Below are 21,829 nucleotides of genomic sequence, written 5' to 3'. Positions count from 1 at the left end.
GCACTAGGCGGGGCATGACGGCGGAGGGTGTGGCCCCCTACTCCGCCGGATTCGCGTCCGACGACGCGTTAGTTCCCGTGGTCGCCTGCGAGGCGGCCGCCTTCTTCTCCACCATCGACACCGAGATGATCGAGCCCTCGTAGAGCGCGAGCAGCGGAATCGCCAGCGAGCACTGGCTCAGGATATCAGGCGGCGTCAGCACCGCCGCGATGATGAAAGCCAGCACGATGAAATAGCGCCGCTTCTCGCGCAGCATTTTCGAGGTGATGATGCCGATCCGTCCGAGCAGCGTCAGGATCACCGGAAGCTGGAAGGCAATGCCGAAGGCGAAGATCAGCGACATCATCAGCGACAGATATTCGCCGACCTTGGGCAACAGCTGAATCTGCGCGGTCTCGGCGCCCCCCATCTGCTGCATGCCGAGCGAGAAGCGCACCAGCATCGGCAGCACGACGAAATAGACCAGCATCGCGCCCAGCACGAAGAAGAACGGGGTCGCGACCAGATAAGGCAGGAAGGCCTGCTTCTCGTGCTTGTAGAGGCCCGGCGCGACGAACTTGTAGATCTGCGTCGCAACAATCGGGAACGAGATGAAGCCGGCGCCGAACAGCGCGAGCTTGAGCTGGGTGATGAAATATTCCAGCAGCGCCGTATAGATGAACTTCGAGTTCTCGGCGCCCGCGACCCAAACGAACGGCCAAACCAGCACGTTGTAGATCTGCTTGGCGAAGAAGAAACAGAAAATGAAGGCCACGCCGAAGCCGAGCAGCGCCTTGATCAGCCGCGACCGCAGCTCGATCAGGTGGTCCATCAGCGGAGCTTTGCTGGCCTCGATATCGGCGTCGCTCATGACGCTTTGACGTCCTTGATTGCTTCGGGTGCGGCGTTCTGCGCAACCGGTGTCTGCTCGACCTCCTGGGTGACGGCGAGCGGCTCATTCGCAGCGGAATGTGCTTCCGCTTCCACGAAGGTTTCGGGCGTTGGGGCTTCCGGCGTCGTCGGCGTCGCCGGCGCTTCACTTGAAGCCGCTGGTGGTTCGACACCAGCGGTCGTCGGCGGCTCGGCCGGTTTGTCGAGCGCATCGACGCGCAGCGCGTCGCTGACGTCCTTCTGCAGCGAGGTCATCAGACCGCCGCCGGTGAAGCCGGAGGCGGCTTCCTTGACCTCGTCAAAGCTCTTCTTGAGGTCGGCCATCTCGGCCTCGCGCATCGCCTCCTGGAACTGGCCCTGGAATTCGGCGGCCATCTTGCGCGCCTTGCCCATCCATTGGCCGACCATGCGCAAAACGCCCGGCAGCTCTTTCGGGCCAATGGCGACCAGGGCCACGACCCCGATCAGAACCAGCTCACTCCAGCCGATGTCGAACATGACGTCTTCCGTTCACGCGAAATGACGATCGGCCCAATCCCTCACGCGCAGGATCGGGTCCGCTTCCCGCGTCTCGCGTGCTCCTGGCTCAGACGGCCTTGCTGCCAACGTCGGATCGCGCCGCGGTCGGAGCGGCATTGTGCTCGATGGACTTCGAGGGCTCCTGCTTCTCGGCGGGCTTGTCGTCGTCCTGCATGCCCTTCTTGAAGGCCTTGATGCCCTGCGCCACGTCGCCCATCAGATCCGAAATCTTGCCACGGCCAAACAGCAGCAGGACCACTGCGATCACCAAGATCCAGTGCCAAATGCTAAGTGAACCCATCCTGCAACCCTCCAAACGCGCATGGCCGGGACCCGGCCGATCTTGACCGGAACGTAGGCTTCGCAAGGCCCAAAAACAAGGACCAAGGCAGCGCCAATTCGCTGTTGGCGCTACGTAATCTTGCTAGTGTTAACCTGTCGCAGGAGGCCCGTAGAAGGCCGGAGTATCACTCCTCGCCGCCCCCCTCATCGCCCTCATTGCCACCTTCCGGTGGCGTCTCCGGCTCGACCGCCGGCGCCAGGGACAGATCGAGTTCCTCGCCCGGTTCCAAGGGATCCTCGTCCTCACGCAGCGCCGGATCATCCGACGGCGTCGGTACGCTGAATCCGGTCGGCAGGCGCGAATCCAAGAGGCCTGTGCCCTTCAGCTCCTCCAGACCCGGCAGGTCGCCGAGCTGTTCCAGGGTGAACTGCGACAGGAAGTCCTCGGTGGTTCCGAAGGTCAGCGGACGGCCGGGCGTCTTGCGGCGGCCGCGCGGCTTGATCCAGCCGGTCTCCAGCAGCACGTCGAGCGTGCCCTTGGAAGTGACCACTCCGCGGATCTCTTCGATCTCAGCGCGCGTCACCGGTTGGTGATAGGCGATGATCGCCAACACCTCGATCGCGGCACGCGACAGCCGCTTGGTCTCGGTGCTCTCGCGCGTCATCAACCAGGCGAGATCGCCGGCAGTACGGAAGGTCCATTTGTTGGCGACCCGCACGAGGTTGACACCGCGCGAGGCATAGTCCGCCTGGAGCTGCTCAAGCGCAGCCTTGACGTCGACGCCCTCGGGCATCCGCTTGGCCAGGGTCGCGGTGTCCAGTGGTTCACTCGAGGCGAACAGCAGCGCTTCCAGCAGCCGCAATTCTTCGGGGCGTGCCTGGGCCTCATTCTCCATCGGCTCGGCCTCTTCTACCCGCACTTCAGCCAGGCTTGCCATGGCAGCTTCTCCTTCTTGCACTTAACCGACCGGGGCATCGGGCGCAGACGCTGCGTCCACGATCGGTTTCCCGCGCCCCTTTCGGAAATAGATGGGCGCAAACGCCTCTTTCTGGTTCAGCTCAAGCTGCCCCTCACGCACCAGCTCGAGCGCGGCGGCGAAGCTCGAGGCGAACACCGTCGCGCGCTGCGTCGGATCGGCGACATGGCGGATCAGGAAATCGTCGAGCACGCCCCAATCGTCCTGCTCGGTGATGCTGCCGACCAGCCGCTCCAGCGTGGCCCGCGCCTCGGCGAGCGACCACACCGTGCGCTTGGCCAGATGCACGCTCGCCAGCACGCGCGACTGGCGCTGCGAGGCGTAGGCTGTGAGCAAATCGTACAGCGTCGCGGTGTATTTCGGATGCTTGATCTCGGCGATCTGCTCGGGTTCGCCGCGCGGGAAAACGTCACGCAGCAATTGCGCCCGGTTCATCAGCCGGTTGGCGGCTTCGCGAATGGCTTCGAGACGGCGCAGACGATTGGCAAGCGCGGTTGCCATTTGCTCGGCGCTCGGACCTTCCGCGCTCGGCGGTTCCGGCAGCAGCAGGCGCGACTTCAGGAAGGCGAGCCAGGCCGCCATCACCAGATAGTCTGCGGCCAACTCGAGGCGGATCTTTCGCGCGGCTTCGATGAAGTGGAGGTACTGGTCCGCCAGCGCCAGGATCGAGATCTTGGCGAGGTCGACCTTCTGCTGCCGCGCCAGCGCGAGCAGCAGATCGAGCGGGCCTTCATACCCCTCGACGTCCACCACCAACGCCGGCTCGCCCTCGGCGAGCTCTGCGGGCCGGCCGGTTTCAAACGATAGAATTTCTGCGGTCATGCGGATGCCGTGTTTGCGGTCAATGCGTCCAGTTGCGCATTGTCGTTGCTGTGACGCGGCGCGCCGGCCGCCTGCATGGCGCGACCTGCGTCGCCAATGCGTCCCGCCAGCGTCTTCATCGGCACGTCATTACTCATTAACAAACCCTGGAACCCGATTGCGCTGCGAATCACCTGAGCAATCATTGTCGCAGAACTCGGCATTGGATGGACCGGCTTGGCGGCGCCATCCACGGGAATGCTGTGACCGGCGGGTCCGGCCGCGACCAGCTGTCCCGCGTTCAATTCCCTAATGCGGCCCGCGACTTGAGTCGAAATCTCAAAGCTATGCCTGAAGGGAATCAAATCCCACGAGCCTTCGGCACGGACAAATGCCCGCTCAGCGGCGGTCAGTTCCGGTCCGGATACGCCGGTAATGAAAGCCCGCGTGCTCATAGGGCCGATTAACCCTGCCCCCCGAGGGGGGTCAAGGAAACGGCCGTTAATTCCTCTGGACGAAGCAGGACGGCAGGCCCGCCGATTTCAGATTGTTGCAGGCCTGCACCGCCTCATCAGCCGAGGCGTACGGTCCGGCGAAGGCACGGTAGACGATGCCCTTACCTTTGTCGGTCAGGTCGACCCGCTTGATGACCGGAGAGCGGGAGCCCAGCACGCTGCCGTATTTACTCTGGAGCACCCGGTAGGACGCGGCGGCGCTATCCTCGCTCTGTTGCGAAGAGACCTGCACGACATAGCCGCCGCCGCTGGGCGTGGGCGCGATCTGCGTCGGGTTGGTCGCAGCCACGCGCTGCGGTGGCTCGGCCGGGGCGGCTTGCGGAGCCAGCGACAGCGGCTGATTGGCGCTGGCATTGGCTGACGTCGGAGGGGTGCGCGCGGCGGCCGGCGCGGCGACCGGCTTCGGCGCAGCCGCCGACTTGGCGGGCGACGGTGCAGCGGCCTGCGCCGCGGTGGCGTCGGTTTGATCACCCTTCACAACGACGACCTTGACCGAGCGGGGCGCGCCGTTCGGCATCGTCCCGTTGCTCGGGACCACCCCGGCGCCCGGTGGCGGAACGGTCGATGGCGACACGCTCGCGACCGACGGCGGGTTGGCATTCTGGTTCAACGCCGGAAACACCACGCGGGGACCGGCCGCCTTGGCATTGACGTCGACAGGCGCTTCCTCGCGCGGCACGATCTTCTCGCTGCCGTCGCCGCTCACCATGCGATCCGGCACCTTGGCCGAGGAGTCCGACGGTGCCGGCACGATCTTGGTCGGCGTGTTATCGGCCTTGATGATCGGCGGCTCGCCGCTGCGGGGCGAGCCGATATAGGTCTTGTAGGCGAAAGCAGCGCCAGTTCCGACCACGGCGAGTGCGAGGATCGCCGCAACGGTCATCATGCCGCCGCGCGATTTCCTGGGCTCATCGAGATCAGCCTCGGGATAGTCGCTCTGGAATGCGTAGGGATCATCAGGATAGGCCGGCTCGCGCTGAAAATCCTGCTCGCCCGATTCGAGCCGCCCGTAGAGAGCGTCGTCGTAGCGCGCCGGATCAGGCTGCTCGTAGGGCGCTTCATAGGCTTGATGCTGGGCCGGCTCCTGACGGTAGGCTTGCTCATGGTAAGCCTGATCCTGATAGGACTGCTGCGGCTGATGAAACTGCGGCTCGGGCGCGGCTGGCTGGGCCGAATAGCGATGCAGCGGATGAATCGGATTCACGGCGACGGGATGGTCGGGCTCGGACGCCGGCTGCGGCTGCACGTTGGCGCGGCGCATCCATGAGGGCGGCCCAGGCTGAGCCGGCGGCGCGGGCTCGGCATGATCCTGCTGATAATCCTCCTGCTGGTAATCGTCGTCCTGATAGCTCTGCGTCGGCGCAGGTGCTGCTGCCGGTCGCGCACCCGGACGGCCCTGCGCCGCGAACGGATCGGTCTGCCCGATCAGGCGCGCAAGCTCGGCCAAGGGATCGCTGTCCGCTCTCCCATGCTGGTCGGCGCCGCGACCATAGTCATCGGAAGGAAACGGTCTGTCGTGATATCGATCGGCCATCGTGATGATGCGTCCCTTCGGGAAAGCTGCGCGCCCCTCGACCAAGGCGCAGCTTTCGACCCACAAGGCTTTCAACCAAGTCTAAGCGATCCGGCTTCTGCCGGTACCCCCAATATTCCCCTTAAGTAGTTCGCCCCAAACTACCGCATCTCGTCCGGAGCATGGACGCCGAGGATGGCGAGGCCCGATGCCAGGACAGAGACGACGCCCTGGACCATGGCCAGTCGCGCCTTTGTAAGATCTGCATCATTATTGATAATGAAGCGTAAATAGGGCAAATCCCGCCCTTTCGTCCAAAGTGCGTGAAATTCGCTCGCTAAGTCATAGAGATAAAAGGCAATACGGTGCGGCTCATGGGCCGCGGCGGCAGCTTCCAGCATCCGCGGATAAATTGCGAGGCGCTTAAGAAGATCGAGCTCGACGGGATCGGACAGCCGTTCCACGGCCGACTCACTGAGCCAGGCAATGCGCTTGCCGGTATCCTCTGGCAGGTCCGGGAACAGCTCCGCCCGAGCGTTGCGGAAGATCGAGTGGCCGCGGGCGTGGCCATACTGCACGTAGAACACCGGGTTGTCGCGCGACTGCTCCATGACCTTGGCGAGGTCGAAGTCGAGCACCGCGTCGTTCTTGCGGTAGAGCATCATGAAGCGGACGGCGTCCTGGCCGACTTCATCCACCACCTCACGCAAGGTGACGAAGTCCCCGCTCCGCTTGGACATTTTCACGGGCTCGCCGTTGCGCAGCAACTTCACGAGCTGGACGATCTTGACGTCGAGCGATCCCTTGCCCGAAGTCGTCGCCCTCACCGCCGCCTGCATGCGCTTGATGTAGCCGCCGTGATCGGCGCCCCAGACGTCGATCATCTCCGCAAAACCACGGTCGAACTTGTTCTTGTGGTAGGCGATGTCGGAGGCGAAGTAGGTGTAGGAATTGTCCGACTTGATCAGCGGCCGATCGACATCGTCGCCATAGGCGGTCGCCTTGAACAGCAACTGCTCGCGGTCTTCCCAATCCTCGACCGGCGCGCCCTTCGGGGGCGGCAGGCGGCCCTCGTAGATGTCGCCCTTGGCCTTCAGGAAATCGATGGTCTCGGCAACCTTGTTGTTGCCGGTCTCGATCAGCGAGCGCTCCGAGAAGAAGACATCGTGGCGGATGTTGAGGGCGGCGAGATCGTCCTTGATCTCGTCCATCATCATCGCGATCGCCTTGGCCCGCACCGTCGGCAGCCAATCGGTTTCGCTCATCGCGAGCAGCTTATCGCCGTGTTCCTTCGCGAGCGCTGCGCCCACAGGCTTTAGATAGTCGCCGGGATAGAGCCCTTCCGGGATCGCCCCGATGTCCTCGCCGAGCGCCTCGCGGTACCGGAGAAACGCGGAGCGTGCGAGCACGTCGACCTGGGCGCCGGCGTCGTTGATGTAATATTCGCGGGTGACGTCGTGGCCGCCGAACTGGAGCAGGCTCGCCAGCGCGTCGCCGAACACGGCACCGCGGCAATGGCCGACATGCATCGGTCCGGTCGGATTGGCCGAGACATATTCGACATTGACCTTGGAGCCGCCGCGGACGCGGCCGTAGTCAGCCCCCTCGCGCAGCACTGTCCGCAGCGCCTCGGCCCAGGCAGAGGGCTTGAGCGTCAGATTGATGAAGCCGGGACCGGCGACATCGACCTTGGCGATCAGCGCGTCAGCGCGGAGCTTCTCGGCGATCTGCTCGGCGAGGTCGCGCGGCTTCGTCTTTGCCTCTTTCGCAAGCACCATCGCGGCGTTGGTCGCCATATCGCCGTGGGAGGCATCGCGCGGCGGCTCGACCACCACGCGGGAAAAATCGACGCCCTCGGGCCAGTTGGCTTCGGCCGCGAGCGCGCGGCAGGCGGCGTGCACGCGTGCGAGCACGTCGGCGAACAGATGCGGGCTTGAGGATGTGTCGGGCATGGCCGCCGCCTAACGCAAATCCGGGGTCGAGTCAAAGAGCCGCTGGTGCTCGGTCAGGGCGAAACGGTCGGTCATTCCGGCAATGAAATTGCCGATCCGCCGGGCCCGGTCGCCCTCGTCGTCCGCGTCTGCCCCGACCAGCCATTCCGGCGGCAGGTCGGCCGGCGATTTCAGATACCTCGCGAACAGGTCGAACAGGATCTGTTCGGCCTCCGCCATCACCCGCATCACCCGCTTGTGGCGGTACATGTGCCGATAGAGGAAGCTCTTGATGGCAGCCTCCTCCTCGGCCACGTCAGGCGGGAACATGATCAGCGCCCGGCTCTGCTGGCGGACGTCCTGGGCCGACTGGGGCCGCACAGCGGCAATGTTCTTTTGCGCCTCCGCGAACACCGCGCCGATCAGGTGCGAGATCAGCTCGCGCACCAGTTCGGCGCCGCGCCTGACCTCTTCGAGATCGGGGTAATGTGCCGATGTCTCGGCGATGATCTCGGCCGTGAGCGGCATCACCTTGAGGTCGTCGAGATGGAACAGGCCGGCGCGCAGGCCGTCGTCGATGTCGTGGGCGTCGTAGGCGATGTCGTCGGCAATCGCGGCGACCTGGGCTTCGAGCGAAGCAAAGCTCCAGAGCTCGAGGTCGTAGGTCCTGACGTAGTCGGCGATGCCGACGGGAATGCCATGCTCGCGATAGCGGCCGACGGGCGCGCCGCCGCGATCGGTCAGCGGGCCGTTGTGCTTGACGATGCCCTCGAGCGATTCCCAGGTCAGGTTCAGCCCGTCGAATTCAGGGTAGCGGTGCTCCAGCGAGCCGACGACGCGGAGCGCCTGGGCATTGTGGTCGAAGCCGCCGAAATCCTTCAGGCAGGCATCCAGTGCCCGCTCGCCGGCATGGCCGAACGGCGGATGGCCGAGATCATGGGCGAGCGCCAGGGTTTCGGTGAGGTCTTCGTCCAAGCCCAGCTGCCGGGCCAGCGCACGGGCGATCTGGGCCACCTCCAGCGAATGGGTCAGCCGGGTTCGGTAATGGTCGCCCTCATGGAACACGAACACCTGGGTCTTGTACTTCAGGCGCCGGAACGCGGTCGAATGGATCACCCGGTCGCAATCCCGCCGGAACGGGCTGCGGGTCCGGCTCGGCGGCTCGGCGACCAGCCGGCCGCGGCTGCGATCGGGGTCGCAGGCATAGGGCGCGCGGGGGGCTGCCATTCCGACGGACACGGCGAATTTAGTCCCTATCCATTTGATTCTGCGTATGGTGGCACTTAACTATGTCGGACGCGGGATACCAAATGAATTGGGCAAGTGAACTTGGTATGACCGCGGGCCCATCGGAGACCTGCAATGACGACTGCCGTGACCATCAGTGACCGCGCCGCCCGCCGGATCGGGGAGATCCTCAAGGGCGAAGGCACAGGCGCGATGCTGCGCATCTCGGTCGAAGGCGGCGGCTGCTCCGGCTTCCAGTACAAGTTCGACATCGACCGCGACCGCACCGAGGACGATCTCGTCATCGAGCAGGACAACGCGGTGGTGCTGGTCGATTCCGCCTCCCAGCCGTTCCTCGCGGGCTCGCAGGTCGATTTCGTCGACGACTTGATCGGCGCCTCCTTCCGCGTCAACAATCCCAACGCGACGGCGTCCTGCGGCTGCGGCACCAGCTTCTCGATCTAGCCCAACCGCAAATCTCTAAAACAACCCCATGCACAGTAGCCGGGACGCCGGCACGGCACGCTTCGGCTTTTACGAAAACAACTTGCGGCGTCGGGCAAAACAGGGGTAGGATGTGATCATCGCGTGGTCCCCAAAGAGAAGCTCTACGGGACTCCGCTGAGATCCCCCCATTCTCCACGACATCCTCGCATTCATGGCGACAATCTCCCCAACGCTCGCCAAACGCACAATATCACGAGCCAGCTTCAGCAGCGACGGGTCAAGCATGCCCATCACAGCGGGCGTGATGACGCTGCTTGTCATGCACCGCTGCCGGCGTCGACCACGCGAATTTCCACGCCGCCCTCCTCAAGGATGATCTGCGAGCGCTCGAACGAGGCGCCCCAGACCGGATCGTCGAAGGCGGGGGCTGGCGTGTCGAGGCAGACGATGCCCGCATCGACGATGGCGCGCGCGCAATCGATGCACGGAAAAAACGTCGACGTGATATGAGCACCGGCCGTGGCCACCCCTGCCCTGGCGGCATTGAAGATGGCGTGGCGCTCGGCGTGCTCCATCCAGACAAAGCGGCCGTCGCCTTCATGGCGCTTGTCGAGGTCGCGCACACCTGGCGGAAACGTGTTGCAGCTCGCGATTTCGGTACCGTCCCGCGCGACCAGCACGGCGCCGACCTTGCGTATGCGGTTGGGGCTGTCGGCTGCGGCACGAAGCGCCGCCGGCATGTTGGCGCCGAGGGGCACCGGGCGATGGCGAGATGGGGGCTGCTGAGCCAAGGCGATCTCCTGATCGAAGGACTGATGATGAGCAGGCTGGGATGGGAATACGAAACACTGGAATCGCTACCGCCGGGGAATTGCGCGAAAATCCTCCTCCAGCAGGTTGAATTCCCGCTTCAGTTCGTCGGCGACGACGCTGATGTGATGAGCGCCGGCGCGGATCCGGTGCACGAACAAGCCGATTTCGCTCGCCGCAAGGCCCGCTTCCGAGAGGGGCACATGAACCAGCTCGCCGCGGGCAATCTCGTCGACAAAGCCGGCCGGAGTGAAGAAGCCGATGCCAAGTCCGGCCTTCATCGTCTCTTTCATGACGATGAGCGAGTTGGAGGTGATGCGCGGCGAAAACTGAGCCCCGCTGTGAATGAATTCGGCCTCCGATGCGGCGTCAAGCTGCCACGCATCGGCGAGCATGACGACCGGATAGGCGGCGCATTCGGTGAGAGTCACATGCTTGCGGTCCGCCAGCGGGTGGTCGGCGCACATGAGGGCTCCGAGCACCGTGTGCAGGCGGGCCGCGATGTCGTAGTGCCGATAGCGCTTGTCGATGAAATGCAGCGCGATATCGGGCCTCGCGGCACGCATCTCCTCGCCGTGCTCGGCGGGGTCGGCGTCGATGACGCGAAACGAGATATTGGGGTGGCGGGCAGCGATCGTCCTGATCGCTCTGGGCACGACCCGCACCAGCAGTGAGGGGATCGCCGTGATCCGGACCTCGCCCCTGATATCGCCCGCAATGGAGGCGATCTCCAGCCGGGTGCGACGCCATTCGGCGAGGGTGCTGCGCGTGTGGCGCAGCAACTGTTCTCCAGCCGGTGTCAGCCGCACACCGTTGCCCCGCCGCTCGAAAATCGCGACGCCGATTTCGGCCTCGAGCTTGAGAATCTGGCGGTTGACTGCGGACGAGGCGACATTGAGCTGTTCGGCCGCGCGGCGGATCGAGCCCACCTTGGCGACCTGGTCCAGATAGCGCAAAACAACGGCGTGCATGGCGCGATTCAAGCCGGGGTTAGAGTGATGCCGAAAAGGCATCACCTATCACGAAACTCTATCCTTCCCAACAGCGCTTGCCCTCCACTAGCCTTTCGTTGCGCCCGGAGGTGGGCGTGACCCGGTGCCGGAATGGTGAGCAGGTTTTCGGCGCCTGGCAAAGGGAGGCATGATCATGGCGAACGGGATCATCGGGACGCGGCGAAGCTTGCTTAGGGGCGGAGCCGCACTCGCGGTCGGCGCAGCATTGTCCCCGATCACCAGTCGGCGCAGCCGGGCTGCGAGCTTGCAGACCATCAACATGCAACTTGGCTGGATCACCGGCGGCAACCAGATCGGCGAGGTGGTCGCCAAACGCCTCGGCTATTTCGAGCAGGAAAACATCAACTTCGCAATCCAGCCCGGCGGCCCCAATATCGATGGCGTCGCGATCGTGGCTTCGGGGCGCTACGAGATTGGCCAGCTTTCATCGAGTCCTTCGCTGATGCTGGCTAGCTCGCAGGGCATTCCGGTTACCTGTTTTGCTGTCGGCGCCCAGGAGCATCCCTACGCCTTCTTCTCGCTGCCAAAGGCGCCGATCCGCAAGCCTGAGGACATGATCGGCCGCAAGGTCGGCGTCCAGGCGACGGGGCAAGTTCTGCTCACGGCGCTGCTGCGCCGGAACGGCATCCCGGAAGACAAGGTGCAGAAAGTGATCGTCGGCTCCGACATGACGCCGCTGCTCACCGGGCAGGTCGACGCCATCACGGGATGGCGCACCAACACGACGGCGCTGAAGGTGCTCGGACCTGACGTTGTCACGATGCGGCTGTGGGACAACGGCGTCAGGCTCTATGCGCTGCCTTACTACACGACGACGGACTTCCTGAAGGCGAAGCCCGATTTGCTTGCCGGCTTCTTGCGTGCCGCCGGGCGTGGCTGGGCCTACGCCAAGGCCAATCCCGAAAAGGCGGTCGACCTTCTCGTGCAGGAGTATCCGAATCTCGTCAGGGCGGACGAATTGGAAGCTCTCCCGATCATGTTGAACGTCGAGTTCACGGAGCGGACCAAGACTTTCGCCTGGGGCAGCTTCGACCCCGCGGTCTGGCAGGAGCAAATCGATCTGCACGACGAGCTCAAGCAGTTTGCTGCCGGCAAGCCCAAGCTCGAGCAGGTCATGACCACCAGGATTCTGGACATGACCGCCAACGACCGCCCCAAGATCGGCTGAAAAGATCGGCTGAAACCAAGATCGGCTGAAACCATGAGCATGATCTCGCAAGGGACTGTCCTGGACCGACCACTGGTTCGGGACCAGGGCCTGGCTGTCCGCCTTCAAGACGTCACGGTGCGCTTCCCGACCGAGCGCGGCGTTGTCACGGCGCTGGAGCGGGTGAGTTTGACCATTCCGAGCGGGGGATTCCTGACACTGCTCGGCCCGTCGGGCTGCGGGAAGTCGACGCTGTTGCGGGTTGTCGCCGATCTGATCCCGGCGACCTCGGGCGAGGTCGAGGTGCTCGGCACCACGGCCGCCGCCGCGCGGGCGCGGCGCGACATCGGCTTCGTTTTCCAGGACGCTTCGCTGCTGGCCTGGCGTACAGCGCTCGAAAATGTGCAGTTGCCGCTGGAAGTCGGCGGTCGGAGCAAGCGACGCGGCGCGCGCGACGCGCGCGAATTGTTGGCGCTGGTCGGCCTCACGGGTTGGGAGAATGCCTATCCACACGAACTGTCCGGCGGCATGCGTCAGCGTGTCGCGATCGCACGGGCGCTGATCAACGATCCCAAGCTGCTTTTAATGGACGAGCCGTTCGGTGCGCTCGACGAAATCAAGCGCGACCGGCTGAACGAGGAATTGCTGCGGGTCTGGGAGGAAACCGGCGCGACCATCCTGTTCGTCACCCATTCGATCTACGAGGCGGCCTTTCTGGGTCAGCAGGTGATGCTGATGGCCGCACGCCCGGGGCGGGTGCGCGAGATCGTCCCCGTCGATCTGCCGAGCCCGCGCCGCGTCGCCTTGCGCGAGACGCCGGAGTTCATCGCGCTTGCCGCACACCTGCGAACCGTTCTGGAGGCTTGCTGATGAGCATGCCGGCTTTGTCGACTCACGACGCCAGCGAAATCACGTCCGCCGATGCCGCCGCACAGGCCGGCTTCGCCGCCGCAGCCCGCCTCGCCGCCTGGCGACGCCGGCTGCTCCCGCTGGCAGCGGTCATTGCCCTGCTCATCCTGTGGGAGCTCGGCGTGATGATTTTCAAGATCCGGCCGTTTATCGCGCCCGCGCCGACCGCGGTGGCGATGACGCTCTATGGCAAATTCGGCATGCTGCTCGGCAATCTCTTGCCGACGGCGATCGAAGCGGTCGCCGGCTTCCTGATCGGCAACAGCGCCGCGATCCTGCTCGCGACCGCGTTCGTCTATCAGCGGACCGCCGAGGAGGCGCTGTTTCCGATCGCGGTGATGTTCCACACCATTCCGGTGATGGCTTATGCGCCGATCCTGGTGCTGCTGCTCGGCAACGGCCTCGAAGCCAAGGTGGCGATTGCCGCACTGATCTGCTTCTTTCCGACACTGGTCAACATGACGCGCGGCTTGCGCTCGGTCAGCTCGCAACAGATGGAGCTGATGCGCATCCTGTCGGCCACGCCCAGCGAGATCTTCTTCAAGCTGCGGCTCAAGAGCTCTTTGCCGTATCTGTTTTCGGCGCTCAAGATCGCCTCCGCAACCTCGGTGATCGGAGCGATCGTCGGCGAGTGGATCGGCGCGACCACGGGCATCGGCGCATTGATCATTCAGGCTACCTACAATTTCGACTCGCCGCTGCTGTACGCCACCATCGTGGTCGGTTCGGCGTTTTCCGCGGCGTTTTTCGGCGCGATCTCCTGGCTGGAGCGCCACTTCCTGAAATGGAACGTCGCGCAGACCGCCTGACCCCGCGCGCCCTTCGAGGAGCCTGCTATGACAAATCTTGACCGGATCATCGAGCCTGCGGCTGAAATTCCCGTCGTGCGCCGCGCCGATCTCGTGGTGGTTGGCGGCGGGCCTGCGGGCATCGCAGCAGCGGTCGCCGGGGCCCGCAACGGCCTCTCGGTGACATTGATCGAACGCTATGCCTATCTCGGCGGCCTGGCCTCGGGCGGCATGGTGCTGGTGCTCGATGACATGTGCAACGGCGAAGAGATCAGTGTTCGCGGGATTTGCAGCGAAATGATCGAGCGGATGCAGCGCATGGATCTGTGTGTGGTGCCGCCGGAAGCCGAGCGCCGCTCCAGTGCGGAGCTGTGGCGCAAATGGTCGCGGTGGGGCGTGTTCGATTTTCACTCACATGCCAAGCCACAGCCGATCTGCTACGCTGCCGCGTTCGACCCCGACGGCTACAAGCGCGCGGCGAACGCGATGATCAGCGAGGCAAAGGTCGACCTGCGGCTGCACAGCTGGTTCTCGCGGGCGATCGTCGAAGACGGTCGTATCACCGGGGTCATCTGCGACACCAAGAGCGGGCGGCAGGCCATCATGGGGAGCGTCGTGATCGACGCCAGCGGCGATCTCGATGTCGCGGCCTCGGCCGGCGCGCCGTTCAGCCACGGCTCCTACATCGTGACCACCGTGTTCCGCCTCGGCGGAGTCGATGTCGAAGCCGCCGAACGCTTCGAAGACGAAGAGCCGGAGGCGTTCGCCGCCATCGACCGCGAAGCCAAGAAGATCATGGGTGGGTCCTGGGCCAAGTGGTGGTTGAAGACGCCGCTGCCGGACATCGTCTGGTGCAACTGCCCGCATATGACCGGCTTCGACGGCATCAAGGTCGAGGATTTGACCCGGGCCGATTTCCAGGGGCGCGAGCGCATCGCTGCGCTGGTTGAATTTGTCCGCGCCAGGCTGCCGGGATTCGAGAGGTGCTTCGTGGTCGACGTTGCGCCGCAGATCGGCGTGCGCCAGACCCGGTTGCTCGACGGCGTCTATGTGATGAGCAAGGACGATGTGATGCATCGGCGTCATTTCGCCGACAGCGTCGCGCGCGGCCGCGACTACTACTATCCGTATCGCACGCTGCTGCCGCGAAACGTCGGCCAGTTACTGGTCGCCGGCCGGCACTATTCCGCGACCTCGTCGGCGCAACGCACCTCGCGCGAAATTCCTCCGTGCATGGCGATGGGCGAAGCGGCCGGCGTTGCCGCCGCGCTCGCCATCGATGCCAACGTTGCGGTCGATCGTGTCGATATCAGGAAGCTTCAGGCGCGATTGCGGGCGCAAGGGGCCGATCCGGGCGACCAGCCGGCCGCCAACGCGCTCGTGACCGTTGCCGCAGAATAGGAACATCAGGGATGGATAGCTCTTCCGCTCAGCCACTGTCGGGCGTGCGTGTCATCGATTTCACCCAGGTGATGCTGGGGCCGAGCGCGACGCAGGTGCTCGCCGACTACGGTGCCGACGTGATCAAAATCGAACGGCCGGGAGCCGGCGACCTGTCGCGTTCCTCGATTCCGGACGATCCCGATGGTCTCGACAATCCCGTGTTTCGCAGCCTCAATCGCAACAAGCGTTCGATCGCCCTCGACCTGCGCAAGGCAGAAGGCAGAGAGATCATCTATGATCTCGTTCGTACTGCCGACGTGGTGGTGAACAATTTCCGCGCAGGCGTCATGGAACGCATGGGCTTCGGCTACGAGCAGCTGTCCAAGATCAACCCGCGGATCATTTGCGCATTCGGCTCCGGCTTCGGCCAGGCCGGGCCGCTGTCCCACAAGGGCGGCCAGGACATTCTCGCACAGGCGCTATCCGGTGTGATGCGTCGCAAGTGCAATGACGACGAGCCGCTCACAGTCTACGCCACCGCGCTGTGCGACTACACCGCCGGCATGCATCTGGTGCAGGCGATCCTGCTCGCCCTTCTGCAGCGTGAGAAAACCGGCCATGGGCAGCAGGTCGCGGTTTCGCTGTTCGAGTCGATGCTGGCCATGCAAATGCAGGAAGCCGCGATGTGGCTGCAGCGCGGCAAGGATCTCAGCTGGGGATCGTATCCCCTGACCGGCTGCTTTGCGACCACCGACGGCGCCGTCGTTCTGGTCGGCGCTTTCAAGGCCAACCCGCTGAGGGATATCTGCAAGGCGCTGGACCTGCCGGATCTCTCCGCCGATCCGCGTTACGCAACGTTCCAGGGCCAGGTCGAGCACAAGGCCGAGCTGCAGGGGAAATTCCGCGAACGCTTCGCGTCGAACACGACTGCCTATTGGCTGGCGCGCCTCGACGAGCTGGATTTGTTGTGCTCGCCGGTGCTGACGCTTGCGGAAGCGCTTGGTCACGAACAGACCAAGCTGAATGGCACTGTAGTGACGCTGAGCGGCGGCGCGACGACCATGGCGCTGATCGGCACGCCGCTGACGATGGCTCCCGATGCCTTCCAGCTTCGCCGACCGCCGCCCGCACTGGGCGCCGATGGCACGGCCGTGCTTGCCGAGGCCGGGTTCTCCGCGGAGCGCATCGCCGCTCTCAAGGCGCAGGGGATCGTCGCATGAACGTGCAATTCACGGTGCAGGACCAAGTCGCGCGCGTGACGCTCGACCGGCCGGAACGCCTCAACGCAGTCGATCAGGCGACCGAGGCCGAACTGATCCGGATCTGGGAGACGATCGAGCGCGACCGCGAGATTCGCGTGGTGGTGCTCACCGGCGTCGGCGAGCGTGCTTTCTGCACCGGCGCGGACATGAAGGGCGGGTCCGGCTCCAGCGGGCTCGACTATTGGGCGGCTGCGCGTCCGGGCGGTTTCGGCGGCATCGCGCTCCGCGAGACGCTCGACATCCCTGTCATCGCCCGTGTCAACGGGCACGCGCTCGGCGGCGGCATGGAGATGATGCTCGGCTGCGACATCGTCATCGCCTCGCACAACGCAACCTTCGGTCTGCCGGAACCGCGGGTCGGCCGGCTTGCGCTCGACGGCGGCATCGCCCTGCTCGCGCGTCGCATTCCTCATGTCTGGGCGATGGGAATGCTGCTGACGGGACGTCGCATCAGTGCTGCGGACGCGTTGCGGTTCGGGCTCGTCAACGAGGTGGTCGCCCCCGAAACGCTCGACGACGCGGTCACGCGCTGGATCACGGATATTCTCGCCTGCGCGCCGCTGTCGGTGCGGGCCATCAAGCAGATGGTGCGGGCCGGTCAGCGCCTGTCGCCGACAGACGCGCAGATGTTGCGGTTGCCGGCGCTCGTCGAAGCATTGCAATCGTCCGACCAGGACGAAGGCGTGCGCGCTTTCCAGGAGAAGCGTGCGCCGAACTGGCGCGGACGCTGACCATCAGGAGATCCTCGTGGCCTACGTCATCGTCTCGACCTGCATCGACGTCAAGGACGGGGCCTGCCAGGATGTCTGCCCGGTCGAGAGCATCTACGAAGGCGGACGTATGATGTATATTCAGCCCGACGAATGCATCGACTGCGGCTTGTGCCTGTCGGTCTGTCCGGTTTCGGCGATTTACGCGCAGGATGAATTGCCTGAACACGAGCGTGATTTCATGCGCGCCAACGCCGAATTTTTTGCAAGCTCGGTCACCGGCTGGGGCTCGCCCGGCGGTGCGGATGCGCGGCACATCAGCACGCTCGATCATCCGCTCGTGGCCGCGCACAAGATTCCGGCGCCCTCCGATTAGCGCCTTTCACTTGCGGAGATCGCGCCGCTGGCTACTCGGCGGGCTGCAGCGCGTGGCCGCGACGCGCAATGCGCTCGTGCATCTGCCGGATCATGCGGCTGGCAGTGGTCTCGAACAGGCAGGGAATGACGGCGTGCACCAGCGCCGCCAATGCGGCGCCGAACAGGCGCGCCGCGAAGCCGAGCGCGAACAGGAAGTGCTCGCCGTAGGATTCATCGACGCTCTCAGGATGGGACAGAAACAGCCGGTGCAGGGTGGTTTGCATGCGGGGCTCCAGGGACGCGGTTCGCCTGCAATCCCTAGGGGATTCGGATCAAGAAGATGTCCCAAATATCACGCTATTGACCCTAATCCGGTTGAATTTGGACGACGATCTCCTGTATTGTTGGGATAATGGATGAAACAGACCGCAAACTCCTCAACCTGATCCAGCATGACGCCGCCCTGTCGCTGGACGAGCTTAGCGAGCGGGCGGGACTTTCCCGCAACGCCTGCTGGCGCCGCATCAAGCGCCTGGAGGATGACGGCATCATCAAGGGCCGCGTGACCCTGCTCGATGCCAGCCGCATCAATGTCGGCCTGACCGCGTTCATCGCGCTGCGCACCACCGAGCACAGCGCCAGCTGGCTCAAGCAGTTTTCGAACGCCGTGCGCGACATTCCCGAGATCATCGGCGTCTACCGCATGACCGGCGATGTCGATTATCTGCTGCAGGCCGTCATCCCTGACGTTGCCGCCTATGACAGGCTCTACCAGCGCCTGATCGGGAGGATCACGCTCGCGGACGTCTCGTCGTCCTTTGTCATGCAGGAAATCAAGGCGACGACGGTGCTGCCGCTCGACTATGCGCCGGAGCGGCACGGGTAAAGTCGGAGCCCCCGAAGGCGGTCGCCGCGCGCGTCTATGGAAAACCATGACCGGCGCCGCCTTACGCGCCCGTCGTCTGCCTTTCCTCGTCCGTCCACTCCACCTCATCAGGCGCCAGCTCCGGCTGCAGCGGCGCCTCCTCGGTCATCACATGGCCGTCCAGCGCGCGCAGCAGAGCCGCGACCAGCGCCGGCCTGCGCAACGGTTTGGCCAGGAAGTCCGACATGCCGGCCTCGCGGCAGATCGTGACGTCCTCGGGGAAGGCGTTGGCCGTTAGGGCGATGATCGGCAAGGCCGCAAAGCGCCCTCCTCCCGCGCGGATCGCGCGCGTCGCGGCGAGCCCGTCCATCTCGGGCATGCGCACGTCCATCAGCACGATGTTGTAGTCGCCTTCTGATGCGGCCGCGACGGCCTCGACACCGTCGCTAACGACGCGCAATTCGACATCGAAGGCGGCGAGCATCTTGCTCACGACCATGCGGTTGACGGCATCGTCCTCGGCGACCAGCACCTTCAGCGGCCGGTCGAGGCCGGCAATTCGGGCCTTGAGATCGTCGGATTCCTCGCGGCCCGCGTCCTGATCTGATGTCTGCGCCTGGCTCCACGGCAGCACCAGCGTGAAGCGGAAGGTCGAGCCCTCGTCCGGCGTCGAGGTGACGCCGATGGTGCCGCCCATCTGCTCGATGATGCGCCTTGAGATCGCAAGGCCAAGGCCGGTGCCGCCGAAGCGGCGGCTGATCGAGGCGTCGGCCTGCGCAAAGTCGCTGAACAGCTGCCCGAGCTTGTCGGGCGCAATGCCGATGCCGCTGTCGGTCACGGTCCATTCGACCGTCGCGAGCAGGTCGCGCCGCGCCGGGCACATGGCCTTGATCGTCACCTCGCCCGCGTCGGTGAACTTCACCGCGTTGGAGGCAAGATTGAGCAGCACCTGGCGGATGCGCGCGACGTCGCCGCGCAGCGTCGGCGGCAGGTTCGGATCGAGCTCGATCTTGAGGCTGATACCCTTGCCCTTGGCGCTCGCGCGCACGACGGTCGCAACCGTCTCGACCAGCGTCTGCGGCGCGAAGTCGATTGCCTCGAACTGGAAGCGTCCGGCCTCGAGCTTGGAGAGATCGAGGATGTCGTTGAGGATGCGCTGCAGATTGTCGCCGGATTCACGGATCGTGATGACGGCCTCGCGCTGCTCCTCATCCAGATTGGTTTCGAGCAGCATGCTGGCAAGCCCGAGCACGCCGTTCATGGGCGTACGGATCTCGTGGCTCATGACAGCGAGGAAGTCCGACTTGGCGCGGTTCTCGGCTTCGGCCTTCTCCGCGCGCCAGCGCTCGGTGACGTCGCGGCCGAAGCCGCGATAGCCCAGGAACTGACCGTCGCGATCGTAGGCGGGCTTTGCGGTCAGCGACCACAGCCGCGCTTCGCCGCCGGCGACGACCTTCAAATTCATCTCGTGCAGCGGCTCGGTATGCTCCATCAGGCCGAGGATGTTGTAGGCGGCCGCCTTGTCCTCGGGGCACAGCATGTCGAGCACGTCGGCGAAATGCGATCCCTTCAGGAGCGGAAGCGGCAATTGCGCGACGTCGGCGAAGCGTTGCGGCACGTCGACGAGGTGGCCTTCAGCGTCGGTCTGCCACAGCCAGTCGCTGGCGTTCTCCTGAAAGTCCTTCAGCAGCAGCGAGATGATCTCGGTCTGCCGCTCGAGGTCGAGCTGGGCCTTGAGATTGCCGAGGAACAGATTGCCCTGCGAGACGATGTTGCGCGCCATGAAGAACGCGAACAGCAGCAGAAACACCGCCGTCACCAGATATGGGCCGGTGCCGCACAGCAGCAGCGCTCCGGCGCAGGCGACCGTCATGGTGGCGAGGTAGACGAGGCCGGCGCGCGGAAAGGTCGACAGTGTGAAGGCGCCGCCGGACATCATGCCGACCATCAGGCAGGCCAGGATGAGCTGGCTGGTCGGCCCAACCCGGCTGAACAGCGCCAGCGGCAGCGTGCCCCAGATCGCGGCGAGGAAGAACGCCTGCCGCAGCATCTGCCGCGCCGTGCGGGGCGAAGCCTCCTGCGGTGGGTTCTGATGCGAGCGCTGCCATGCGCGCACGGCGACCGAAGCGACGGCCGTGAGGGTTGCGCCCCAGATCGCCAGGAAGTCGTTCCAGCCCCTGCCCCAGAACAGGATCAGAACAATAGCGACGTTGAGCATGGTGACGGCTATGGTCACGGGGATCAGCCGCGTCACCGCGTCGATTTGCTTGGCGCGGATGCGGCGCAGCTCGCGCTCGCTGAGATCGGCGATCAGCCCGTCTTCGATCTCGAAACCGCCGAGCCAGGACGGGAAAGCGCCGACGAAACCGTCGCGCTGCTCAGTCAATGCTGTGGATTTGTCCCGCCATCCCATTCCGAGGAACCTTTTCCGTATCAATGGCCTAGGACCGGCTTCAACCGGGTTAATTTTGTGGGAGATTTTGCGGCGTCCTTGACGGGGGCGTTAGCGGTTTGTTCTAACCATGACCCCTGCCCGGAGCCCGCCCCATGCCCATCAGAGTTGCCACCTGGAACGTCAATTCGGTCCGGCAGCGGATCGATCTCCTGCTGACCTGGCTTAGGGAATGCCAGCCGGACATCGTCTGCCTGCAGGAGATCAAATGCATCGACGAGGCGTTTCCGCGGCTCGAGATCGAAGCGCTCGGCTATAACGTGGTGACCCACGGGCAGAAGACGTTCAATGGGGTTGCCCTGCTCTCCAAGCTCAAATTCGACGAGACCAAGTCAGGACTTGCCGGCGATGACGAGGACACGCATGCCCGTTTCCTCGAGGGCGTGGTGACGCTCAAGCAGGGCGTGATGCGCATCGCTTGCCTCTATCTGCCCAACGGCAATCCTGTTGGCACCGATAAATATCCCTACAAGCTCAAATGGATGTCGCGTCTTCTTGAATATTCGAAGGAGCGTCTTAAGACCGAGGAGCCACTGATCCTCGCAGGCGACTTCAACGTCATCCCGCATGCCCGCGACGTCCACAATCCTGCGGCCTGGACCGAGGACGCTCTGTTCAAGACCGAAACGCGGGAGAGCTTTCAGTCCCTGCTCGGCCTCGGCCTGACCGACGCCCTGCGGGCCGTCACCGACGAGCCTGGTCTCTACACGTTCTGGGATTACCAGGCCGGGGCCTGGCAGAAGAACCAGGGGCTGCGCATCGACCATCTGCTGCTCTCGCCGCAGGCGAGCGATAAGCTCGCCAATGTCGGCATCGACAGCTACGTGCGGGCCTGGGAGAAGCCGTCGGATCACGTGCCGGTTTGGGCGGATCTGGATCTGGAGGCGGCGTAGGCCTTGCGCGGAGTTGGCCGGCGCGAGCGGCAATCACAACTGCGGTAGGGTGGGCAAAGGCGCGCCCTTCGCGCGCCGTGCCCACCATCTCGTCGTGATCGAAACAGGTGGTGGGCACGCTTCGCTTTGCCCACCCTACGGCACCTTCGTTGCCGCAG

General features: G+C 64.6%; 23 protein-coding genes. 10 read left to right on the top strand and 13 right to left on the bottom strand.

Features of this window, described 5'->3' with window-relative positions; all coding sequences use genetic code 11:
* Positions 1-37: 37 nt before the first annotated feature.
* The 9 genes from tatC to XH80_RS26915 all read right to left on the bottom strand — a co-directional run bounded on the left by tatC (position 38) and on the right by XH80_RS26915 (position 8,635).
* On the bottom strand, positions 38-850 hold the full coding sequence (gene tatC, locus XH80_RS26955; protein WP_057755777.1) for a twin-arginine translocase subunit TatC: 813 nt from the start codon (positions 848-850) through the stop codon (positions 38-40).
* Positions 847-1,368, bottom strand: coding sequence for a Sec-independent protein translocase protein TatB (gene tatB / locus XH80_RS26950; RefSeq protein ID WP_271601179.1), 522 nt, complete (start codon positions 1,366-1,368; stop codon positions 847-849). Before tatB ends, tatC begins: the two co-directional genes overlap by 4 nt.
* A gap of 88 nt (positions 1,369-1,456) precedes the next feature.
* Positions 1,457-1,690: a twin-arginine translocase TatA/TatE family subunit gene (locus tag XH80_RS26945; protein ID WP_027529733.1), complete on the bottom strand. Its 234-nt coding sequence runs from the start codon at positions 1,688-1,690 to the stop codon at positions 1,457-1,459.
* Positions 1,691-1,856: 166 nt separating this feature from the next.
* Positions 1,857-2,609 carry an SMC-Scp complex subunit ScpB gene (scpB, locus tag XH80_RS26940; protein WP_271601178.1) on the bottom strand — a complete coding sequence of 251 codons (753 nt, stop codon included), beginning with the start codon at positions 2,607-2,609 and terminating at the stop codon, positions 1,857-1,859.
* A 21-nt stretch (positions 2,610-2,630) separates the two neighbouring features.
* Positions 2,631-3,470, bottom strand: a complete 840-nt coding sequence (locus XH80_RS26935; protein WP_271601177.1) for a segregation and condensation protein A — start codon at positions 3,468-3,470, stop codon at positions 2,631-2,633.
* Positions 3,467-3,904, bottom strand: coding sequence for a hypothetical protein (locus XH80_RS44130; protein WP_442869181.1), 438 nt, complete (start codon positions 3,902-3,904; stop codon positions 3,467-3,469). Before XH80_RS44130 ends, XH80_RS26935 begins: the two co-directional genes overlap by 4 nt.
* Positions 3,905-3,950: 46 nt before the next feature.
* Positions 3,951-5,498, bottom strand: coding sequence for an SPOR domain-containing protein (locus XH80_RS26925; protein WP_271601319.1), 1,548 nt, complete (start codon positions 5,496-5,498; stop codon positions 3,951-3,953).
* Positions 5,499-5,638: 140 nt separating this feature from the next.
* The gene (gene argS, locus XH80_RS26920; RefSeq protein WP_271601176.1) at positions 5,639-7,429 is read right to left on the bottom strand and encodes an arginine--tRNA ligase; all 1,791 of its coding nucleotides are present in this window, start codon (positions 7,427-7,429) and stop codon (positions 5,639-5,641) included.
* A gap of 9 nt (positions 7,430-7,438) precedes the next feature.
* Positions 7,439-8,635, bottom strand: a complete 1,197-nt coding sequence (locus XH80_RS26915; RefSeq protein ID WP_271601175.1) for a deoxyguanosinetriphosphate triphosphohydrolase — start codon at positions 8,633-8,635, stop codon at positions 7,439-7,441.
* Positions 8,636-8,770: 135 nt separating this feature from the next.
* On the opposite strand from XH80_RS26915, the gene erpA reads away from it, so the two are divergent.
* The gene (erpA, locus tag XH80_RS26910) at positions 8,771-9,100 is read left to right on the top strand and encodes an iron-sulfur cluster insertion protein ErpA (protein WP_271601174.1); all 330 of its coding nucleotides are present in this window, start codon (positions 8,771-8,773) and stop codon (positions 9,098-9,100) included.
* Positions 9,101-9,399: 299 nt separating this feature from the next.
* On the opposite strand, the gene XH80_RS26905 is transcribed toward erpA, so the two are convergent.
* Both XH80_RS26905 and XH80_RS26900 read right to left on the bottom strand, forming a co-directional pair.
* Positions 9,400-9,822 (bottom strand): deoxycytidylate deaminase, encoded by a 423-nt coding sequence (locus XH80_RS26905; protein ID WP_271601173.1) that lies wholly within the window; start codon positions 9,820-9,822, stop codon positions 9,400-9,402.
* Between the two features lie 117 nt (positions 9,823-9,939).
* Positions 9,940-10,875: a LysR family transcriptional regulator gene (locus tag XH80_RS26900; RefSeq protein ID WP_271601172.1), complete on the bottom strand. Its 936-nt coding sequence runs from the start codon at positions 10,873-10,875 to the stop codon at positions 9,940-9,942.
* Between the two features lie 163 nt (positions 10,876-11,038).
* Between XH80_RS26900 and XH80_RS26895 the strand changes: the two genes are divergently transcribed.
* The 7 genes from XH80_RS26895 to fdxA are packed head-to-tail and all read left to right on the top strand — an operon-like array spanning position 11,039 to position 17,480.
* Positions 11,039-12,073, top strand: a complete 1,035-nt coding sequence (locus XH80_RS26895; RefSeq protein ID WP_271601171.1) for an ABC transporter substrate-binding protein — start codon at positions 11,039-11,041, stop codon at positions 12,071-12,073.
* 33 nt (positions 12,074-12,106) lie between these two features.
* Positions 12,107-12,922, top strand: a complete 816-nt coding sequence (locus tag XH80_RS26890) for an ABC transporter ATP-binding protein (protein ID WP_442869180.1) — start codon at positions 12,107-12,109, stop codon at positions 12,920-12,922.
* Positions 12,922-13,770, top strand: a complete 849-nt coding sequence (locus XH80_RS26885) for an ABC transporter permease (protein ID WP_271601170.1) — start codon at positions 12,922-12,924, stop codon at positions 13,768-13,770. The genes XH80_RS26890 and XH80_RS26885 overlap by 1 nt, the downstream gene beginning before the upstream one ends.
* Positions 13,771-13,797: 27 nt before the next feature.
* Positions 13,798-15,150 (top strand): FAD-dependent oxidoreductase, encoded by a 1,353-nt coding sequence (locus tag XH80_RS26880; RefSeq protein WP_271601169.1) that lies wholly within the window; start codon positions 13,798-13,800, stop codon positions 15,148-15,150.
* 11 nt (positions 15,151-15,161) lie between these two features.
* Positions 15,162-16,352 (top strand): CaiB/BaiF CoA transferase family protein, encoded by a 1,191-nt coding sequence (locus XH80_RS26875; RefSeq protein ID WP_271601168.1) that lies wholly within the window; start codon positions 15,162-15,164, stop codon positions 16,350-16,352.
* Complete coding sequence (locus XH80_RS26870) at positions 16,349-17,125, top strand: enoyl-CoA hydratase-related protein (RefSeq protein WP_271601167.1); 777 nt, start codon at positions 16,349-16,351, stop codon at positions 17,123-17,125. Before XH80_RS26875 ends, XH80_RS26870 begins: the two co-directional genes overlap by 4 nt.
* Before the next feature lie 16 nt (positions 17,126-17,141).
* The gene (fdxA, locus tag XH80_RS26865; RefSeq protein WP_271601166.1) at positions 17,142-17,480 is read left to right on the top strand and encodes a ferredoxin; all 339 of its coding nucleotides are present in this window, start codon (positions 17,142-17,144) and stop codon (positions 17,478-17,480) included.
* A 31-nt stretch (positions 17,481-17,511) separates the two neighbouring features.
* Here fdxA and XH80_RS26860 read toward each other — a convergent pair whose 3' ends face one another.
* Complete coding sequence (locus XH80_RS26860) at positions 17,512-17,745, bottom strand: DUF6356 family protein (RefSeq protein WP_057755815.1); 234 nt, start codon at positions 17,743-17,745, stop codon at positions 17,512-17,514.
* Positions 17,746-17,873: 128 nt separating this feature from the next.
* On the opposite strand from XH80_RS26860, the gene XH80_RS26855 reads away from it, so the two are divergent.
* Positions 17,874-18,347 carry an Lrp/AsnC family transcriptional regulator gene (locus XH80_RS26855; RefSeq protein ID WP_442868626.1) on the top strand — a complete coding sequence of 158 codons (474 nt, stop codon included), beginning with the start codon at positions 17,874-17,876 and terminating at the stop codon, positions 18,345-18,347.
* 61 nt (positions 18,348-18,408) lie between these two features.
* On the opposite strand, the gene XH80_RS26850 is transcribed toward XH80_RS26855, so the two are convergent.
* Positions 18,409-20,739: an ATP-binding protein gene (locus tag XH80_RS26850; protein WP_271601165.1), complete on the bottom strand. Its 2,331-nt coding sequence runs from the start codon at positions 20,737-20,739 to the stop codon at positions 18,409-18,411.
* A gap of 134 nt (positions 20,740-20,873) precedes the next feature.
* Between XH80_RS26850 and xth the strand changes: the two genes are divergently transcribed.
* Positions 20,874-21,671, top strand: coding sequence for an exodeoxyribonuclease III (gene xth, locus XH80_RS26845; protein ID WP_271601164.1), 798 nt, complete (start codon positions 20,874-20,876; stop codon positions 21,669-21,671).
* Positions 21,672-21,829: the final 158 nt, after the last annotated feature.

It is taken from the genome of Bradyrhizobium sp. CCBAU 45384, from assembly GCF_028128665.1.
Lineage (GTDB): Bacteria > Pseudomonadota > Alphaproteobacteria > Rhizobiales > Xanthobacteraceae > Bradyrhizobium > Bradyrhizobium manausense.
This window is presented reverse-complemented; position numbering and strand designations above follow the sequence as displayed.

Excerpts from the sequence above, each read along its gene's own strand:
- argS (WP_271601176.1), bottom strand. The coding sequence starts at position 7,429 with ATGCCCGACACATCCTCAAGCCCGCATCTGTTCGCCGACGTGCTCGCA.
- XH80_RS26905 (WP_271601173.1), bottom strand. The coding sequence starts at position 9,822 with ATGCCGGCGGCGCTTCGTGCCGCAGCCGACAGCCCCAACCGCATACGC.
- tatB (WP_271601179.1), bottom strand. The coding sequence starts at position 1,368 with ATGTTCGACATCGGCTGGAGTGAGCTGGTTCTGATCGGGGTCGTGGCC.
- XH80_RS26850 (WP_271601165.1), bottom strand. The coding sequence starts at position 20,739 with ATGGGATGGCGGGACAAATCCACAGCATTGACTGAGCAGCGCGACGGT.
- XH80_RS26895 (WP_271601171.1), top strand. The coding sequence starts at position 11,039 with ATGGCGAACGGGATCATCGGGACGCGGCGAAGCTTGCTTAGGGGCGGA.
- XH80_RS26915 (WP_271601175.1), bottom strand. The coding sequence starts at position 8,635 with ATGGCAGCCCCCCGCGCGCCCTATGCCTGCGACCCCGATCGCAGCCGC.
- XH80_RS44130 (WP_442869181.1), bottom strand. The coding sequence starts at position 3,904 with ATGAGCACGCGGGCTTTCATTACCGGCGTATCCGGACCGGAACTGACC.
- XH80_RS26935 (WP_271601177.1), bottom strand. The coding sequence starts at position 3,470 with ATGACCGCAGAAATTCTATCGTTTGAAACCGGCCGGCCCGCAGAGCTC.
- XH80_RS26855 (WP_442868626.1), top strand. The coding sequence starts at position 17,874 with ATGGATGAAACAGACCGCAAACTCCTCAACCTGATCCAGCATGACGCC.
- erpA (WP_271601174.1), top strand. The coding sequence starts at position 8,771 with ATGACGACTGCCGTGACCATCAGTGACCGCGCCGCCCGCCGGATCGGG.
- XH80_RS26885 (WP_271601170.1), top strand. The coding sequence starts at position 12,922 with ATGAGCATGCCGGCTTTGTCGACTCACGACGCCAGCGAAATCACGTCC.
- tatC (WP_057755777.1), bottom strand. The coding sequence starts at position 850 with ATGAGCGACGCCGATATCGAGGCCAGCAAAGCTCCGCTGATGGACCAC.
- XH80_RS26870 (WP_271601167.1), top strand. The coding sequence starts at position 16,349 with ATGAACGTGCAATTCACGGTGCAGGACCAAGTCGCGCGCGTGACGCTC.
- XH80_RS26890 (WP_442869180.1), top strand. The coding sequence starts at position 12,107 with ATGAGCATGATCTCGCAAGGGACTGTCCTGGACCGACCACTGGTTCGG.
- XH80_RS26860 (WP_057755815.1), bottom strand. The coding sequence starts at position 17,745 with ATGCAAACCACCCTGCACCGGCTGTTTCTGTCCCATCCTGAGAGCGTC.
- scpB (WP_271601178.1), bottom strand. The coding sequence starts at position 2,609 with ATGGCAAGCCTGGCTGAAGTGCGGGTAGAAGAGGCCGAGCCGATGGAG.
- XH80_RS26875 (WP_271601168.1), top strand. The coding sequence starts at position 15,162 with ATGGATAGCTCTTCCGCTCAGCCACTGTCGGGCGTGCGTGTCATCGAT.
- xth (WP_271601164.1), top strand. The coding sequence starts at position 20,874 with ATGCCCATCAGAGTTGCCACCTGGAACGTCAATTCGGTCCGGCAGCGG.
- XH80_RS26925 (WP_271601319.1), bottom strand. The coding sequence starts at position 5,498 with ATGGCCGATCGATATCACGACAGACCGTTTCCTTCCGATGACTATGGT.
- XH80_RS26945 (WP_027529733.1), bottom strand. The coding sequence starts at position 1,690 with ATGGGTTCACTTAGCATTTGGCACTGGATCTTGGTGATCGCAGTGGTC.
- XH80_RS26880 (WP_271601169.1), top strand. The coding sequence starts at position 13,798 with ATGACAAATCTTGACCGGATCATCGAGCCTGCGGCTGAAATTCCCGTC.